Below are 17944 nucleotides of genomic sequence, written 5' to 3'. Positions count from 1 at the left end.
GATGGCGGGGAGAAGGACAAGTGTCGCCGGTCGGCGGCTGTTCGTTCGTGCGGTCGCGGCCGCGGCGTGCGTGGCGGCACCTGTTGCCGGCACGTCGTGGGCGCAGCAGGGCGCCGACACGTCGCAGATCTCCCAGGCCGGCGTGCGCGGCTTCGACATCGCCGCGCAAGGCCTCGGCGAGGCGCTCATCGTGTTCGGCCGGCAGTCCGGCCTGCAGGTCTCGGTGGACCTGAACGTCGTGCGCGGCCTGCAGACGCCCGGCGTCAGGGGACGCATGACGGCGCAGCAGGCGCTCGCGGCGCTGCTCGCCGGCACGGGCCTGGTCTATCGCGCCAGCGGTTCGATGGTGGCGGTCGAGCGGCCGCCCGCGGGATCGGGCGCCATCCAGCTCGATCCGGTGCAGGTGCAGGGCGCGTTCCCGGTGCCGGCGCAGGCGATGATCGACAACCTGCCGCCACCCTATGCGGGAGGGCAGGTGGCGACCGGCGGCCAGCTCGGCCTGCTGGGCAATCGCGACGTCATGGACACGCCGTTCAACCAGACCAGCTACACGGCCAAGAAGGCGCAGGAGCAGCAGGCGAAGACGGTCATGGACGTGCTGGTCGACGATCCGTCGGTGCGCGTGCTCCTGCCCGGCAGCACGCCCGGCTCCGACGCCATCAGCGTGCGCGGCTTCCTGGTCGACACGCTGGATATGGCCTATGGCGGCCTGTACGGCATCACGCCGCACTACAGCATCATGGCCGAACTCGCCGAGCGCGTGGAGGTGCTGAAGGGCCCCAACGCCATGCTGAACGGCATGCAGCCCCGCGGCGGCATCGGCGGCACCGTGAACATCGTCCCCAAGCGCGCGCCGGAGGAGCCCCTGACGCAGGCGACGGCCAACTACGTCTCGGGCAGCCAGTTCGGCGGCCACGCCGACGTCGCGCGGCGCTTCGGCGAGGACAAGCAGTTCGGCGTCCGCGTCAACGGCGTCTTCCGCGCCGGCCAGACGGACGTGAAGTGGAACAGCGACGAGCGGGCGCTCGGCGTGATGGGCCTCGACTTCCGCGGTGAGCACGCGCGGTTCTCGGCCGACTTCGGCTTCCAGTACCGCTACACCGGCGGCGTGCTGGGCTTCATCGGGCTCGCGCCCGGCGTGCCCCTGCCATGGGCGCCGAATGCCCGCAGCAATCCGGCGGGCCAGCCCTGGAACGTTTCGGAGCACAAGGACCTGTTCGGCACCTTCCGGGCGGAGGTCGACCTCATGGAGGGCGTGACCGCCTACGTGATGGGCGGCGCCCACGACTGGCGCATGAACAACCTGATCGCGTTCGGCGTCAACATCACCGACGGGAGCGGCGCGGCCACCGGCTTCGCCCCGAACGCGCAGAGCTACTGGCGCATGTTCAGGACGGCCGAAGCCGGCCTGCGGGCGCTCGCCGATACCGGGCCGATCGGTCACGAGCTCGCCTTCACGGCGACGGCCTACGACCAGACCGGCGGCGCCGCCAGCGTCCAGCAGGGCGCGAACTTTGCCACCAACATCTACAACCCGACGGTCATCGCCCGGCCCAATGCCGCCGTGCCGGTTTCGAACCTGAACTCCATGCAGGAACTCTCGAGCCTGGCGCTCGCCGACACCCTGTCGGCCGCGGACAAGCGCATCCAGCTCACCGTGGGCGCCCGGCTTCAGCGCGTCGTCTCCGCGAACTACGACGCGACCAGCGGCGCGCAGACCTCGAGCTACGACCAGAGCGCGCTCAGCCCGTCGGTGGCGCTGGTCTTCAAGCCCTGGGAGAACGTGTCGGTCTACGGCAACTGGATCCAGGGGCTGCAGCCGGGCATCACCGTGGGGACGGCCTTCGCCAATGCCGGCGAGGTGTTCGCGCCCTACAAGTCGACGCAGTACGAGGTCGGCGTGAAGGCGGACTGGGGCAAGTTCACGACCACCGTGAGCGCCTTCCAGATCAGCCAGCCCACGACGATCTCCGTGCCCGGACCCTCGCTTCCGACCCTGAGCCTCGCCGGCGAGCAGCGCAACCAGGGACTGGAGATCAACGTGTTCGGCGTGCCGACGGAGGGCGTCAGGCTGCTCGGCGGCGCGATGTTCCTCAGCCCCGTCATGACCAAGACGCAGGGCGGGCTGACCGACGGCTGGAACGCGCCGTTCTCGCCGGCCTTCCAGTTCAACCTGGCGGGCGAATGGGACCTGCCGTACGTGCGCGGCCTGACCCTGAACGGGCGCGTCGTCTACACGGGATCGCAGTATGTCGACCTGAGCTACCCGCGGCGCAGCCTGCCGGACTGGACGCGGTTCGATGTCGGGGTCCGCTATGCCTTCGACAATCCCGCGGCCAGGGGCAAGCTCCTGGTGGCGCGCCTCAACGTCGAGAACGTGCTCGATGCCAACTACTGGGCCGGGGGCATCGACGTGTCGGCCCTCTATCTCGGCGCGCCGCGGACCTTTCGCCTGTCGTTGAGCGCGGACTTCTAGGCTCCGGCAATTCGAGCCGATCTCGCCTCGCTGGCGGCTGTTTCGTCGTGGCGTGGATCGTCCGACCATGCCGCGTCGCCCAAACCGAATTGCGAACAATTCGCAACTGAGATAGGGTCTCGTACCGTCGCGGGAAGCGACAGTGGGGATCGAGTCCGAGTCGTGCCGTCCGACACCACCAGCCTGTTCATCGAGCACCGGCGTTCGCTGGTCGACTATGCTGCCGGCATCCTGGGCTCGCGCGCGCAGGCCGAGGACGTGGTGCAGGAGGCCTACATCCGCTTCAGCGCGGCGAACGGCCGGGTCTCGGCCGAGCAAAGCCCGCCGATCGTCAATCCCCTGGCCTATCTCTACGCCATCGTGCGCAACCTCGCGCTGACATGGGCGCGGCGCTCGACGGTGGAGACGGTGGTGTCGCCCGCCAGCGAGGAGATCGCCTCGGCGGTCAGCGATACGCCGTCGATCGAGACGGTGCTGGTGCATCGTGACGAGTTGCGCACGCTGGCGGCCGCCCTGGTCGAGCTTCCCGAGCGCACGCGGATGGCCTTCAACATGCACCGCCTGGAAGGTCGCCCGCTGCGCGAGGTCGCCGACAGGCTGGGCATTTCCATCACGCGCGCCCAGCAGCTGGTGAAGGCGGCCATGGTCCATGGAGCCAGGCGGCTGCGGGACCGCACGTGACGATCTCGTTTTCTTTTGCGTCCGCCCTTGAATCGGCGTTCCCGAGTCAGTCCTACTCCTGAGGCGGTGTCCCTCGAGGCCGCGCGCATGATCCGTTGGTGGGGATGACAGGCGACTCGACTGAAGACGAATTGCTGGCCGAAGCGGTCGACTGGCGTCTTCGCATCGAGGCGGCGCCCGGCGACGACGCCTTGCGGGCGGCGCGGGACGCCTGGCTTGCGAACAGCGATGCGCACAGGTCGGCGTGGCGCGAGGTCGAGCGCCTGGCGCGCGTCGCCGATGCCCTGCCCGCGGACTATGCCGATCCCCGGGGCGCGATCCTCGGCGCGGGCGCGCATCGGCCGCGGCCATGGCGTCGCAGGGCTGCCTTCGCGGCGGTCGCGCTGGCCGCCTGCCTTGCCCTTCTGTTCCTGCCGACCGTCCAGCTCTGGCTGGCGTCGGACCACCGCACGGCCACGGCCGAGCTGCGCTCCGTCACCCTGGACGATGGCAGCGTCGTGTCCCTCGATGCCGAGAGCGCGATTGCCGTGCGCTATGCCGCAGGCCGGCGCGAGGTCGTGTTGCTGGCGGGCCGGGCATTCTTCGACGTCGTGCCGGCTGCCGACCGGCCGTTCGTGGTCGTCGCGGGCGACGCCAGGGTGACCGTCCTCGGCACGGCGTTCGATGTGGCCCTGTCCCCGGGCACTCTGTCCGTCGCGGTACGGTCGGGCACCGTCGCGGTCGCGCTCGGAGGCGGCGGCGACCGGGCGACGTTGACGCGCGGCGACCGGCTCGAGATCGAGAGCAAGTCCGGCCGGTTCGCCCGGTCGGAGATCGAGCCCGCCGATGTCGCCGCGTGGCGGGAGCGTCGGCTGATCGTCGACAAGGCGACCGTCGCGGAGGTGGTCGCCGAGTTCGGCCGGCACTATCGCGGCGTGATCGTGCTGCGCGACAGCGCGCTGGCCGGGCAACGGATCTCGGGCGTGTTCGATCTCCGCCAACCGATCGAGGCGTTGCAGGCTGCCGTGCGGACGCACAACGGGACGGTCACCCGCATCACGCCCTACCTCGTGGTGATTTCGGCGCGTTGAGCGCCCATCGCCCCGCGCGAGAAAACGCGGCGCCCCCCCTTGAATCGCGCACGGGTCGCGAGTCTCTCCCATGTGTGCTGCCGCCGCCCGATGCGCACGCCATGTAGGGAGCTGGACGTGATCTCGATCGACCGGACGGAGCGGCGGCGCGTGCGTGCGCGCGCAGCGGCGGGGCAGGCATGCGGCCTGGCGGTTGCAGCCATCGTCGCGGCCTCGGCCCTTGCGGCGCCCGCCGCCGCGCAGGACGACCGGCCGACGATTCCACCTCGGCTCGAAGCGCAAAGGGACCGCACCGCTTCGTTCGACCTTCCGGCGCAGCCTCTGCCGCAGGCGTTGACGGCTTTCGGGCGGCAGTCCGGCCTGCAGGTCGCGTTCGATCCGGCGGCCGCGGCCGGCAAGACCAGCGTCGCGGTGAGCGGCACGATGACGCCCGAACGGGCGCTGCGCCAGCTGCTCGGGGCGAGCGGCCTTTTCTATCAGTTCACTTCGGCGAGGGCCGTCACGGTTTCCGCCGTTGCAGCGCCGACCGGCGCCATCCAACTCGATCCGGTTCAGGTCCAGGGCGCGTTCCCGGTGCCGGCGCAGGCGATGATCGACAACCTGCCGCCACCCTATGCGGGAGGGCAGGTGGCGACCGGCGGCCAGCTCGGCCTGCTGGGCAATCGCGACGTCATGGACACGCCGTTTAATCAGACGAGCTACACCGCGAAGAAGGCGCAGAACCAGCAGGCCCAGTCGGTCAAGGACGTGCTGATCGACGACCCGTCGGTGCGCGGCGTCTGGGCATCGGGCAATGGCACGCGCGACGACCTCACCATCCGAGGCTTCAGGGTGAACAGCGGCGACTACACGTTCGGCGGCCTCTACGGAATCCTGCCGCGCGTCACCGTGCCCGCCGAGCTGCCCGAACGGGTGGAGGTCCTCAAGGGACCGAGCGCGATGCTGAACGGCATGGCGCCGAACGGCTCCATCGGTGGCACCGTGAATCTCGTGCCGAAGCGGGCGCCCGACGAGCCCCTGACTCAACTCACGGCAAGCTATGCCTCGGCCGCGCAGTTCGGCGCGCATGCCGATGTCGGCCGCCGCTTCGGCCAGGACAAGCAGTTCGGCGTGCGCTTCAATGGCGTCTATCGCGGTGGCCAGACAGCCATATCCGGCAATACCGACGAGCTGGCGTTGGCGTCTCTCGGCGTCGACTTCCGCGGCGAGCGTGTCCGCCTCTCGGGCGACTTCGGCTACCAGTACCAGAAGGTCGGCTGGCTCGTGGCCATGCCGATCGTGGCGGCGGGAGTGCCGATCCCCGGCGTGCCGACGCTCAGCAACAATTTCGGTCAGCCTTGGGGCTACTACCAGCGCGCTGACGTGTTCGGTGCCGTCCGGGGCGAAATCGATCTGTTCGAGAACGTCACCGCCTACGCGGCGTACGGCACGATCGACAGTCGCAACACCTATCTGACGGGAGGCTTCCCGACCATCGTCAACGTCAACGGCAGCACCACCCAGAGGCCCAACGTCGAGAACGACTACTACGACGCATGGACGGGAGAGGTCGGCGTGCGGGCGCTGGTCGACACCGGCCCGATCGACCACGAGCTTGCCGTCAGCGCGACGACGTACCAGCAGGCGCAAGGCTACGGCTTCGTCAACGGCACGGCCTTCGCGTCGAGCATCTACACGCCGACCTTCGTGCCGCGACCGAACCTCGGCGACCCCCCCGCGCGCAAGAGCAGCACCGGCACGCTGTCCAGCATAGCCTTTGCCGATACGTTGTCGGCGGCTGCGAAGCGCATCCAGCTCACGGTCGGTGGACGCTTCCAGGGCATCGACGCGGCCAACTACAACGTGACGAGCGGCGTGCAGACGTCCAACTATTCCCAGAGCGCGTTCAGTCCGTCGGCGGCCCTGGTGTTCAAGCCGTGGAGCAACGTTTCCATCTATGGCAACTTCATCCAGGGACTTCAGCAGGGCACGATCGTCGGGACGGCCTTCGCCAATGCCGGGCAGATCCTGCCACCGTACAAGTCGACCCAGTTCGAGGTCGGCGTGAAGGTCGACTGGGGCAAGTTCGGCACGACCGCGAATATCTTCCAGATCACGCAGCCCAGCACCATCACGAACACGGCGACCAACACCCTTTCGGCCAACGGCGAGCAGCGCAACCAGGGCCTCGAGCTCAATCTGTTCGGCGAGCCCGCCGAGGGCGTCCGCCTGCTCGGCGGCATCATGCTTATCAATGCCGTGCTGGCGAAGACGGCAGGCGGGCTGACCGACGGCTGGCGGGCGCCCGGCGTGCCGGGCGTTCAGCTCAATCTTGGCGGCGAATGGGACACGCCGTTCGCTCGCGGCCTGACCCTCAATGGCCGCGTCATCTACACCGGCGTGCAATACGTCGACACGACCTGGCCTCGTCGGACCATTCCCGATTGGGCGCGCCTCGATGTCGGCGCCCGCTACACACTGGAGAGTGCCACGAGTCCGACCGGGCAGCCTCTCATCTTCCGCTTCAACATCGACAACCTGCTCGACACGAACTACTGGGCGACCGTGACCAACAGCTACCTGGTGCAGGGCACGCCGCGCACCTTCCGCCTGTCGTTGACCGCGGATTTCTGATCCGACCGAACGGAGCCGCCGTCTCGACCGGAGCGAAGCGGAGAGGAGAGGCCTTGCGTCGACGACCAGCCGCCGGATCGTCGAGGCGACGGCAAGGAAGACCCGTCCTTCGGAGCCGTCGCATCCCCTTGCAACCCCGGCCGACGTCCGATATGGGCGCGTCCGTCCGGTCCCGAGGCGCGTCCAGGGACGCGTGGTTCGGGAGTCTTCGATGAGTGGCAACATGCAGATCTGGACGGGCCGCGTCCTCAGCGGCCTGGTCGTCCTCGTGCTCCTCGCCGATGCGGCGGTGAATCTGTTCTGGCCCGAGCTGCTGAAGGCGACCATGGAAGCCGAGGGCTTTCCGCCCGAGCGCGCGCCGATCCTGGGCGTCATGATGCTCGCGTGCGCTGCCCTCTACGCCTATCCGCGCACGGCGGTGCTGGGCGCGATCCTCATCACCGGCTTCTTCGGCGGTGCGATCTGCGTCCATTTCCGCACCGGCGGCTTCGTCAGTCCGCCGCAGATCGTCTGCCTGGTGATTGCGCTCCTCGCGTGGGGCGGGCTGTTCCTGCGCTACCCGCTGATCCGGGCATTGCTGCCGCTGCGGACCTAAAGCATGATGAGATTGGCTGGAAACAGCCAATCTCATCATGCCCTCCGGCAACCTACGACAGTCGTACGCGCGGATGAGATGAGGTGGAATCGCAAGCGATTCCACCTCATCTCATCCCGCTGTAGAGCATCGCCCGTTACGTCGGTGTGCGCCTGCGCCGGATCATCGCCTTGACCTGCCGCCACAGCGGCGACAGCACCCGGCTGGTCAGCGGGATGGCCAGCAGGCCGAGGGCGAAGCCGACCACGCCGGCGCCGGCGGCTTCCACCAGCCAGGCCGCGAAGGCGCCGGCCGCGGGAACGGCGCGCGCGACGGCGGCGCCCGCGTCCTGCAGCACATGGGCGGGTCCGCCCAGCCCGAATTCTTCCAGCCCGTGGAGGACGATGCCGCCGCCGACCCAGATCATGGCGGCGGTGCCGAGGAGGCTCAGGCCGCCGAGCAGCCAGGGCATGCCCCGCACGAGCGCGCGGCCGGCGAGGCGCAGCGGCGCGGCGAAGGCGGAGGCCGGCGACAGGCCGGCCAGCGCCAGGCCGAGGTCGTCGGCTTTGACGATCAGGGCGACGACGCCGTAGACGGCCGCCGTGATGCCCGCGCCGACGATGGCGAGGACCAGCGCCTGGTTCACGAAGCTGCCGCCGGGAATCGCCGCCAGCGTGATCGCCATGATCTCGGCCGACAGGATGAAATCGGTCTTGATGGCGCTGGCGACCTTCTCGTCCTCGAAGGTCCGGGCGTCGATGGCCACCGTCTCCAGCTTCGCCTCGTGGGCGTGCGCGCCGTGCGGGAACAGGACGGCATAGACCTTCTCCGCGCCCTCGTAGCAGAGATAGGCGCCGCCCAGCATCAGGAGCGGCGTGATCGCCTGGGGCAGCAGGAAGCTGAAGGCCAGCGCCGCCGGCAGCAGGATCAGGAGCTTGTTGCGGAGCGAGCCGAGGGCGATCTTGCCGATGATCGGCAGCTCCCGCGCCGCGCTGAAGCCGACGAGGTAGCGCGGCGTGACGGCCGTATCGTCGATGACCACGCCCGCGGCCTTCGAGCCGGCCTTGGCCGCCTGCCCGGCGACGTCGTCGACCGAGGCGGCCGCGGTTTTCGCCAGCGTCGCAACGTCGTCGAAGAGAGCCATCAGGCCAACGCTCATGAATCCCCGCTCGTCGATCTTCCAGGCGACCACGTCCTGCCGGCGCGATGGTCCCGCGGGCTACAACGCACAGGGGCTCCATCGGTGCCGGATCGTGAGGCCCTGATCCTTCGCGGGGCCGTCGGCGACGTCAGGGCCGCGCCGCCGGCTTCGATCAGTCCACGAAGGCCTTTTCTACCACGAACTGGCCCGGGGTCGTCGTGCTGCCCTCGGCGAGGCCGGCGCCCTCGAGCAGGGCGCGGATGTCGGCCAGCATCTGGACGCTGCCGCACAGCATGAAGCGGTCGTCCTTGGCGCCGATCGGCGGCAGGCCGACGTCGCGCGCCAGCGTCCCGTTCTCGATCAGGTGGGAGATGCGGCCACGATACCTGAACGGTTCGCGCGTCACCGTCGGATAGTAGACCAGCTTGTCGCGCACCAGATCGCCCAGGATCTCGTCGGCCGGCAGCTCGTCGGCCAGCTTCGAACGGTAGGCGAGGTCGCGCACGTGGCGGCAGCCATGGACCAGCACCACCTTCTCGAAGCGCTCGTAGACCTCGGGGTCGCGCACGATCGACAGGAAGGGCGCGAGGCCGGTGCCAGTGCCCAGCAGGTAGAGGTTGCGGCCCGGCGTCAGGCTGTCGAGCAGCAGCGTGCCGGTGGCCTTCGACCCGACCAGGATCGAATCGCCGGGCGCCAGGTCCTTCAGCCGCGAGGTCAGCCGCCCGTCCGGCACCTTGATGGAGAAGAACTCCAGCTCGTCGTCGTAGTGGGCGCTGGCGATCGAGTAGGCGCGCAGCAGCGGCTTGCCCTCGATCCTGAGCCCGATCATGGCGAACTGGCCGCTGGCGAACCGGAAGCCCTTGTCGCGGGTGGTCCGGAAGCTGAACAACTCGTCGGTCCAGTGGTGGACCGACTGCACGATCTCGTTCCTCAACGCACTCAAAACGCGCCTCCGCGGGCGGCAGGCCCGGCTGACATTGCTCGGATTGTGGGAATTGGCGGTGGCTGTGGTTGATATAGCCGCCGCGGGCCGGCCTTCCAAGGCGCCTTCGGCCGCACCCGCTCGATCACCGTCATGTTCCTCTCCCCCGCGATGGCGGGGCTGTCGCATTTGACCGCAAATCCCCGTCATCCCGACCGAAGCCGCGCGTAGCGCGGCGGAGTGGAGGGACCTTTTTTTGGCGCAGTGCCGACAAGAAAGGTCCCTCGACTTCGCCGCCCTTCAGGCGGAGCCGCTCGGGATGACGGAGAAATTGATCAAATGCGATAGCCCTGACCCGCGAGGGGGAGAGGTTGGGAGAGGGGGCCGCGAAGGCCGTCCGCGATCCCTCTGCCGCCTTCCTTTCCGCGAGCGACGGAGAGGAGCTTCAAGGACTCGTCGGCCGTGTCGAACCGCGCATCGGACGCCGCCGTCCGCTACCGTCGGCCGTGCCCTCAGACCTTCAGGACATTGCCGTCATGGCGGGCGACGGAGGCATCCGACGTGACGAGCGTGAGCCCCTCCACCCGGGCCTGGGCGACCAGCATGCGGTCGAACGGATCCTTGTGAAGCACCGGCAGGTCGCCGGCGGCGACCGCGTGCTCGCTCGTGATCGCCAGCTCGCGCCAGCCATTGTCGATCAGCCCGCGGCGCAGCCGGCGCGGCTCGACGCGGAAATCCTCGCGGCCCAGGCCATGCTTTATCGCCACTTCCCACAGGCTTGCCGCGCTGAACCAGAGCGCGGTGCCGGGATCGTCGAGCAGGCGGCGCGCTTTTCTCGGCAGCTTCTGCGGCTCGCCGGCCGCCCACAACAGCAGGTGCGTGTCGACCAGCAGGGTCATTTGTCGCCGCTGAAGGTCGTCGCGATCTCGTCCCGCCCCATACGGTCGAAGTCGTCGGGCACCGAAATCTCCCCGGCCAGGAAGCCGAGTCGGCGTATCGCGGGCGCCTCCCGGGCAGACAAGGGCACGACCTTGACCAGTGGCTTCCCGGCTTTCGCGATGATGAAGCCCTCGCCCTTTGCCGCCCGCTCGACGAGGCGGGACAGGTGGGTCTTGGCCTCGTGGATGTTGACCTTGCGCATGGCAGTGGCTCCATGACTTAGTTTACTCAACTAAGTCTATTGATCCGGGAATGGAAGTGCGGCCGCCGCCTCAGAACACGATCTTCAGCCCCATCGTCGCGGCATGCGCGGTGTAGCCCTGCGCCAGGCTGGCATCGTAGTTCAGGAAGGCCTGCCCGAGGACGAAGGGCATTGCGAGGCTCACGCCCACGGTCGCGGCGTTGCGGTCGGGCGTGGGTCCGTAGACCGTGAAGCCGGTGTCGGGCTTGCCGACGAAGCGGGCGCTGAGCGAACCCGACAGGTCGGCATAGTCGTGGGCCCAGCCGAGGCGCAGCGCCATCGACAGGTCCTGCGCCGCGCCGAGCTCGACGGCGCCGGACAGTTCGAGGCCGACGATGCTGCGCACGCCCGTCGTGCTCGCGGCCGCGGCGGAAAGGCTGATCGCGCCGGCGCCGGTCTCGGTGAAGGCGTTCTGGCTGGTCGCCGCGACCTCGACCCGGGCGAACGGCGTCAGCGCGATCCTCGGGGCCAGGGCGAAGCCCCAGCCGCCTTCGGCGCTGCCGATGAACTGGCCGGCCGTCGGGCTCCCCTCGGCGGTGCGGAAGACGCCGGGATAGGCGATGGTCCGCGTCAGGCTCCCCCAGTTGTAGGCGTAGCCCAGGGCGGCATCGACGTACCACGGCCCGGGCGCGTAGCTCGCATAGGCCGCCACGGAGAAGGCCTCGTTGGTGCCGGAGGCGGGCAGGCTGGTGGACAGGCCGGTGCTCGAATAGCCGAGCGCGCCGCCCAGCCGCAGGTCCTCGAGGATCTCGAGGTCGGCGCCGGCCGCGAAGCCGTAGAGCGCGTAGGTGGTGCTGTGCGTCAGGGCATCGCCGTAGAGCGCACCGCGGGCGCCGTAGGGAGCCAGCCACACGCCGCCGGCCTCGGTCCGCCGGGCGCCTGCGCCCGCGCCTGCGAAGGGCCGTTTCAGGTCGGCGACATCGACGGCGGGCGCCGGCGGGTCGGTGAGGCTGAGCGGCGGCGCCGCGGCCCCGCCGGCCGTGCTCGCCGACGGCGGCAGGCGCCGCGTGCGGGCGGCGCGCATCTGCTGGTGCATCACGTCGAGGAAGACCCGCCCGGCCATCATCTGCAGGTAGCCGAAGTCGGCATAGGACTCGCCGTCGAGCTGCTTCAGCGCCGCCTGCAGGGAATCCGGCGCGCCGTAGTTCAGCACGTCGAGGCTGTTGTAGATCGTGTCCATGTCGGAGAACTGGGCCGGGAAGGCGCCGACATCGAGGGCGGCCGCGACCGCGTAGGTGTTGCCGACGCCGGCGTTGGGCCGGTAGGCGAGCGCATAGCCGTTGATCGACTGCCGGTTCATGTAGCGCGCCGCCGGCAGGAAGGCGGGGTTCTGGCAGTTGGCGCTGCTCGACCTGCCGATCAGGCTGCCCTGCAGCACGCCGCCATTGCCCCACGGTCCCGGCGTCGGGATGGACGGCGGATTGGCCGCGAACGTGCCGGTGATGGGCGCAGCCTGGCCGAACAGGATGCAGGTGCCGGCCGGCACCTGCACGAGGGTCAGCGAGTTGGGCAGGTAGGGCAGGGCCAGCACGTCGCGCACCTGCGCCTCGGTCAGCCCGCGGATCGTGTTGGACGGCGCGATGAAGCCGCCGACCGGGTTGGTGACGCCGGCCGTGTAGACGCGCACGTAGAGCGTCGGCACCGACGTGCGCACGACCGCGGCCGGCGCACCGGCGACGAACGACGCGGTCGGCGGCACGCTGCCGATATAGAGGTTGGCGCCGGCGCCGGTCGTGATCGACGGCACGGTCGTTCCGTTGCGCCGGTAGACGGGTCCGGTCACGACCTGGCCGTCGGGCAGGATCATGCCGCCCACGACCTGCTGGGCGAGGGCGGTGTCGGTGGTGGCAACCGAGCCGGCCGCGGCGGCTGCCAGCGCCAGCAACGTCGGCCGCCGCGGGAGCCAAGTGAATGATGGTGCCGTCATGCTCTCCCCCGCGGACATTGTAGGGAGTTCGTCGAGATTCCCAAGTATCGGCCTTGCAACGACTCCTCGCCGGGAGCGCGTCACTCCAGTGACGCTCATGCGGTGTGGAGCCGAGCAAGAAGAGCGGCACGGAGTGCCGCGCACCCGGCAAAAACTCATTGCTGGGGGCGCGCCACTCCTTGGCGCGTCATTGGAGCGCGGACCTCCCGGTCCGCCTCATGATCATGAGCGGACCGGGAGTCCGCGCTCCGGCCCGCCGCAGGATCTTCCCCGTCGTGGCGAGCGGCAGCTCGCGCGGGAACTCGACCTCGCGCGGATGTTCGTGGGCGGCGAGGCGGGTCTTCACGACGGTCGCGAGTTCGGCCTTGAGCGAATCGGTGCCGACGATCTCGGGGCGGAGCCGCCCGAGATGATGATTTCGTCATCGTGGCTCTTGAAGCCACTCTTCGCAGCTTCGCTGCAGGCGACTTTTGTTGAACCGTGCTGGCGTCACCCCCAAGATGCCGCGGTCTTTGGGGTCCATCGAGTTGAATGTATAGCGTCCTTTCGCGTCCCGGTTGCGCCCCCTGGCGCGCGGCCGGATTGTTGCCGGCGGCCGCCTGGGTGTCGTTGGTCCTGATGTCCTCGACCGCGCTTACGGTCGTTTCACCATTCTCGCCCGCTTGGGCGCGCGGCGGCGACGGCGGCGATGGCAGCAGCGGTACCGGCGGCGCGGGTGGGGCCGGCTTCGGTGCAGTGGGCGGCGCCGGCACCGGAGACAGCGGCGGCGGCGGCGGCGACACCAGCGGCGGCGCCGGCGGCGTCGGCGCCGCGGGCGCGTCCGGCGGCACCGGCGGAACGTCGGGAAGCCTCAACGGTGGCGACGGCGTCGCAGGCATTGGCGGCGGCGGTGGTGGCGGCGGTGGCTTCCAGGCCCTCACCACCGGCTCGCTGCAGAATGAGACCGGCACGCTCACGGGCGGCAGCGGTGGCCGGGGCGGCAATGCGATCGGCGGTGCGGGCGGCGGCGGTGCGGGCGGCTACGGCGCGATCAGCTCGGGCACCGGAATCCAGGGCAACGCGGAAGGCGCGTCGATCCTGGGCGGTGCCGGCGGCGCCGGCGGCAATGCCGCGGACGGTCGCGGCGGCAATGGCGGGGACGGGGGCCGTGCGGTCCAGTTCACCGGCGCGGTCGTGTCCCTCTTCATCAATTCCGGGACCATCACCGGCGGCGCCGGCGGCGCGGGCGGCATCGGCACGGTCGGCGACGGCACGGCCGGCGCCGGCGGGGTCGCGATCTTCGGCACCGACATTGCGGTCGCGAACTTCGGCACGATCGCGGGCGGCCTGTCCGGCGACGGCGTGACGCGCGCCAACGCCATCACCTTCTCCGGCGGCACGCAGAACAGCCTGCAGATCACGGAAAGCTCGGTGATCGTCGGCAACGTCGTCGCCACCGGCGTCACGAACATCCTCAATTTCGGCGGCAGCGGGACGATCAGCTTCGACATGTCGAGCGTCGGCGCCGCCGCGCAGTACCAGGGCTTCAACGTCTTTCGCAAGGGGACCAGCAACACCTGGGTCCTGACCGGAACGACCGCGGCCGCCATGGCCTGGCAGATCAACGGCGGCGCGTTCGCCGTCGCGTCGGACGGCGCGCTGGGCAACGCCGCCAACACCCTGACCTTCGGCACCGGCGGCGGCAGCGGCGGCGGGCTGCGCTGGGATGCGTCCTTCGACACGGCCCGTACGGTCACGCTCGATGCCGGCGGCGGCAACCTCGACACCAACGGCTTCAATGCCACGATGAGCGGGGCGATCGGCGGCGCCGGCCGCCTGAGGAAGACCGGCGCCGGCACGCTCACCCTGACGGGCGCCAACACCTACCAGGGCGGCACCGCCGTCAACGGCGGCACGCTCTCGGTTTCGGCCAACGCCAATCTCGGCGATGCGGCCGGGAACATCGGCTTCAACGGCGGTACGCTGCGGACGACGGCGAGCTTCGGCACGGCGCGCAACGTGGTGCTGAACGGCGCCGGTACCTTCGAGACGGTGACCGGCACCACACTTACCGTCGGCGGCACCATCAGCAACACCGGAACGCTGGCCAAGACCGGTGATGGCACGCTCATCCTCACCGGGACCAACACCTATACCGGTGCCACGACCGTCAATGCCGGCACCCTGGCCCTGTCGGGCGGCGGCAGCATCGCCGCCTCCAGCGGCATCAACCTCGCTGGCGCGTCGACCGTGTTCGACATATCGGCCGGCGCCGGCGCCAAGACGATCCAGGCCCTGAGCGGCGTCGCGGGCAGCGCGGTACGGCTGGGCAACAACAGCCTCACGGCGGGTTCGGCGGCCTCGACCGTCTTCGCCGGCATCATCGACGCCGCCGGCGGCAACGGCGGTCTGGTCAAGGCCGGCAGCGGCACGCTGACGCTGAGCGGCGTCAACACCTATGCCGGCGGCACCACCCTGAATGCCGGCACGCTGGGGATCGGCAACGGCAGCGCGCTCGGCACCGGCGGGCTCACCTTCGCGGCCGGCACGACCCTGCAGGCGGCCGCCAACGGCCTGACGGTCGGCAACGCCATGACGGTGAATGGCGCCGGCACGGTCGACACCCAGGCCAACAGCCTGACACTCGGCGGTGCGATCGGCGGTGCGGGCAGCCTGACCAAGATCGGAACCGGCACGCTGATCCTCAGCGGGTTCAACACCTATGCGGGCGGCACGACGGTGTCGGGCGGCACGCTGCAGGGCAACGCCGCCAGCCTCCAGGGCAACATCACAAACAACGCCGGCGTCATCTTCAGCCAGGCGACCAGCGGCACCTACGGCGGCGCCATGTCGGGCAGCGGCAGCCTGACCAAGAGCGGCGCCGGAACGCTGATCCTCTCGGGCAGCAACAGCTACGCGGGCGGCACGACGGTGACGGGCGGCATCCTGCAGGGCACGACCACGTCGCTGCAGGGCGACATCGTCAACAATGCCACGGTGTCGTTCAACCAGGCGGGTAACGGCACCTACGCCGGCAACATGTCGGGCAGCGGTGCGCTGGTGATCGGTGGCAGCGGAGCGATCAGCTTCACCGGCGTCAACAGCTACACCGGCGGCACGACGATCGGCGGCGGCGTCCTGCAGGGCAACAGCGCGAGCCTGCAGGGCGACATCGTCAACAACGGGTCGGTCGTGTTCGAACAGACCGGCAGCGGAACCTATGCCGGCGCCATGACGGGCACGGGCGGCGTCCGTCTGCAGGGCGGCGGCCTCCTCTCGATCACCGGCAACAACCTCTACACCGGCCCGACCACGGTGACGGGCAGCAGCCTGGTGGTGAACGGCTCGCTCGCCAGCACCGTGACGCTGGACAGCGGCAGCACGATCGGCGGCAACGGCATGATCGGCGGGCTGGTGTCCAACGGCGCCACCATCGCGCCCGGCAACTCCATCGGCACGCTGAACGTCGGCGGCAACCTCGCGCAGAGCGGCGGCACCTACGTCGTCGAGGCCAACCCGCAGGGCCAGAGCGACCGCATCAACGTCACCGGCACGGCAACCATCGGCGGCACGACGGTGCAGCTCGTGGCGGCGCCGGGCAGCTACGGCAACAGCACCACCTACACGATCGTGAGCGCCCGCGGCGGGGTCAGCGGCAGCTACGCCGGCGTCACCAGCAACTTCGCGTTCCTGACGCCGTCGCTGTCGTACGACGCGAACAACGTCTTCCTGACCCTGGCCCTGCAGGGCAATGCCTTCTCGGGCTTCGGCGGCAGTACCGGGAACCAGCGCGCCGTCGGGGGCGCCCTCGACCAATCCTACGCCTCCGCCACCGGCGACTTCGCCACCGTGATCGGCGCCCTGGCGGGCCTCAATACGCAACAGGGCCCCTACATGCTGAACCAGATCAGCGGGCAGCCCTATGCCGACTTCGGCACGGCCAATCTTGCCGGCAACACTTTGTTCATGAACGCACTCGGCCAGCAGATGGCGATGGCGCGCGGCGGGCAGGGCAGCGGCCAGCGCCTGGCGCTGGCCCAGGCCTGCGACGTCGAGGCCTGCGATGGCGCCAGCCCGTTCAGCGTCTGGGCGAGCGGCCTCGGCGGTTTCGGCTCGGTGCAGGGCGACGGCAACAGCCAGACCTTCACCTACAATCTCGGCGGTGCGGCGGCCGGCATCGACTATCGCGTGATGCCGAACCTGCTCCTGGGCATCGCCGCGGGCTACGCTACCGGCACGCAATGGGCCGACAGCTTCCAGGGCAAGGGCTGGACCAATGCGGTGAGCGTGGCGGCCTACGGTTCGTTCACCATGGCGGGCTTCTATGCCGACCTGCTGGCGGGCTACGCCTACGCCAACAACAAGCTGCAGCGGCAGATCTCGATTCCCGGCCTTCAGCCACGCACCGCCAACGGCAGCACCGGCGCCAACCAGTTCCTGGGCCAGGCCGAGATCGGCTACCAGGTGCCGGTGTATGCGCCGGCCGCCGCATCCATCACGCCATTCGCCCGGCTGCAGGTGATGAGCGTCAACCAGGCGGCGTTCAGCGAATGGGGCGCCAACAGCCTCAGCCTCGACGTGCAGCAGCAGACGACGAACTCGGTACGCTCGACCCTGGGAGTCCAGCTCAACGGGTCGATCGGCCTGGGCGACACGCGGACCCTCGACATGGCGCTTCGCCTGGGCTGGCTGCACGAGTACGCCGACACCGCCCGGCCGGTCACGGCGGCGTTCGCCGGCGCGCCGGCCAGCGCCTTCACTGTCTATGGCGCGACGCCGCAGCGCGACGCGGCGGCGATCGGCTTCCAGGCCAGCACCAGTGTCGCCACGGCAACCCAGATCTACTTCCGTTACGACGGCGACATCGGATCGGGTACCGACAACCATGCCCTCAATATCGGCCTGAGATTTTCCTGGTAGCCATCGTCATCCGACCGGCGCTCGGGCAGGAACTCGACCTCGCGCGGGCCGCGAAGGTGCCGGCCGCCACCTGAACGAGGGTCGGGGAGTTGGGCAGGCAGGGCAGGGCGAGCACGTCGCGCACCTGCGCCTCGGTCAGTCCGCGGATCGTGTTGGCCGGCGCGACGAAGCGCCCACCGGGTCGTGTTCGACGGCACGGTGGTCCCGTTGCGGCGGTAGACGGGTTCGCTCACGACCTGGCCGTCGGGCAGGATCATGCCGCCGCCGACCTGCTGGGCGATGGCGGTGCCGGCGGTTGCCAAAGCAGCCGCCGCCGCTGACAGCGCCAGCCATGTGGGCCGCCCACGGGGGCCAAGTGAATGATGGTGCCGTCTGTTCTCCCCCGCGGACATTGCAGGGAGTTCGTCGAGATTCCCAAGCATCGGCCTTGCAGCGACTCCTCGCTGGGGGCGCGCCACTCC

General features: G+C 69.8%; 11 protein-coding genes. 6 read left to right on the top strand and 5 right to left on the bottom strand.

Going from position 1 to position 17944, the window contains the following annotated elements:
• Position 1 precedes the first annotated feature (1 nt).
• From ACO073_RS19825 to ACO073_RS19805, 5 genes are all read left to right on the top strand, one after another.
• Complete coding sequence (locus ACO073_RS19825) at positions 2-2476, top strand: TonB-dependent receptor (protein WP_421999594.1); 2475 nt, start codon at positions 2-4, stop codon at positions 2474-2476.
• A 162-nt stretch (positions 2477-2638) separates the two neighbouring features.
• Positions 2639-3157 (top strand): sigma-70 family RNA polymerase sigma factor, encoded by a 519-nt coding sequence (locus ACO073_RS19820; protein WP_421999592.1) that lies wholly within the window; start codon positions 2639-2641, stop codon positions 3155-3157.
• A gap of 104 nt (positions 3158-3261) precedes the next feature.
• Positions 3262-4227 (top strand): FecR family protein, encoded by a 966-nt coding sequence (locus tag ACO073_RS19815; protein ID WP_421999590.1) that lies wholly within the window; start codon positions 3262-3264, stop codon positions 4225-4227.
• A 117-nt stretch (positions 4228-4344) separates the two neighbouring features.
• The gene (locus ACO073_RS19810) at positions 4345-6840 is read left to right on the top strand and encodes a TonB-dependent siderophore receptor (protein ID WP_421999588.1); all 2496 of its coding nucleotides are present in this window, start codon (positions 4345-4347) and stop codon (positions 6838-6840) included.
• Between the two features lie 211 nt (positions 6841-7051).
• Positions 7052-7435: a DoxX family protein gene (locus ACO073_RS19805; RefSeq protein WP_421999587.1), complete on the top strand. Its 384-nt coding sequence runs from the start codon at positions 7052-7054 to the stop codon at positions 7433-7435.
• A gap of 136 nt (positions 7436-7571) precedes the next feature.
• Here the strand turns inward: ACO073_RS19805 and ACO073_RS19800 are convergent, their stop codons facing one another.
• From ACO073_RS19800 to ACO073_RS19780, 5 genes are all read right to left on the bottom strand, one after another.
• Entirely contained in the window at positions 7572-8573 is a 1002-nt protein-coding gene (locus ACO073_RS19800; RefSeq protein ID WP_421999585.1) for a DUF808 domain-containing protein, read from the bottom strand.
• A 154-nt stretch (positions 8574-8727) separates the two neighbouring features.
• A complete protein-coding gene (locus ACO073_RS19795) occupies positions 8728-9498 on the bottom strand; it encodes a ferredoxin--NADP reductase (protein ID WP_421999584.1) in 771 nt (256 codons plus the stop codon).
• Between the two features lie 491 nt (positions 9499-9989).
• Positions 9990-10376, bottom strand: coding sequence for a type II toxin-antitoxin system VapC family toxin (locus tag ACO073_RS19790; protein WP_421999583.1), 387 nt, complete (start codon positions 10374-10376; stop codon positions 9990-9992).
• The gene (locus ACO073_RS19785; protein WP_421999581.1) at positions 10373-10618 is read right to left on the bottom strand and encodes a type II toxin-antitoxin system Phd/YefM family antitoxin; all 246 of its coding nucleotides are present in this window, start codon (positions 10616-10618) and stop codon (positions 10373-10375) included. The genes ACO073_RS19790 and ACO073_RS19785 overlap by 4 nt, the downstream gene beginning before the upstream one ends.
• 70 nt (positions 10619-10688) lie before the next feature.
• Positions 10689-12584 carry an autotransporter outer membrane beta-barrel domain-containing protein gene (locus ACO073_RS19780; protein WP_421999580.1) on the bottom strand — a complete coding sequence of 632 codons (1896 nt, stop codon included), beginning with the start codon at positions 12582-12584 and terminating at the stop codon, positions 10689-10691.
• A gap of 618 nt (positions 12585-13202) precedes the next feature.
• Between ACO073_RS19780 and ACO073_RS19775 the strand changes: the two genes are divergently transcribed.
• The gene (locus tag ACO073_RS19775; RefSeq protein WP_421999579.1) at positions 13203-17483 is read left to right on the top strand and encodes an autotransporter domain-containing protein; all 4281 of its coding nucleotides are present in this window, start codon (positions 13203-13205) and stop codon (positions 17481-17483) included.
• Positions 17484-17944 lie beyond the last annotated feature (461 nt).

It is taken from the genome of Reyranella sp. (genome assembly GCF_965229815.1).
GTDB lineage: Bacteria > Pseudomonadota > Alphaproteobacteria > Reyranellales > Reyranellaceae > Reyranella.
This window is presented reverse-complemented; position numbering and strand designations above follow the sequence as displayed.

Coding starts and splice junctions, on each gene's coding strand:
- ACO073_RS19805 (WP_421999587.1), top strand. CDS start 7,052: ATGAGTGGCAACATGCAGATCTGGACGGGCCGCGTCCTCAGCGGCCTG.
- ACO073_RS19780 (WP_421999580.1), bottom strand. CDS start 12,584: ATGACGGCACCATCATTCACTTGGCTCCCGCGGCGGCCGACGTTGCTG.
- ACO073_RS19790 (WP_421999583.1), bottom strand. CDS start 10,376: ATGACCCTGCTGGTCGACACGCACCTGCTGTTGTGGGCGGCCGGCGAG.
- ACO073_RS19815 (WP_421999590.1), top strand. CDS start 3,262: ATGACAGGCGACTCGACTGAAGACGAATTGCTGGCCGAAGCGGTCGAC.
- ACO073_RS19825 (WP_421999594.1), top strand. CDS start 2: ATGGCGGGGAGAAGGACAAGTGTCGCCGGTCGGCGGCTGTTCGTTCGT.
- ACO073_RS19785 (WP_421999581.1), bottom strand. CDS start 10,618: ATGCGCAAGGTCAACATCCACGAGGCCAAGACCCACCTGTCCCGCCTC.
- ACO073_RS19775 (WP_421999579.1), top strand. CDS start 13,203: ATGTCCTCGACCGCGCTTACGGTCGTTTCACCATTCTCGCCCGCTTGG.
- ACO073_RS19800 (WP_421999585.1), bottom strand. CDS start 8,573: ATGAGCGTTGGCCTGATGGCTCTCTTCGACGACGTTGCGACGCTGGCG.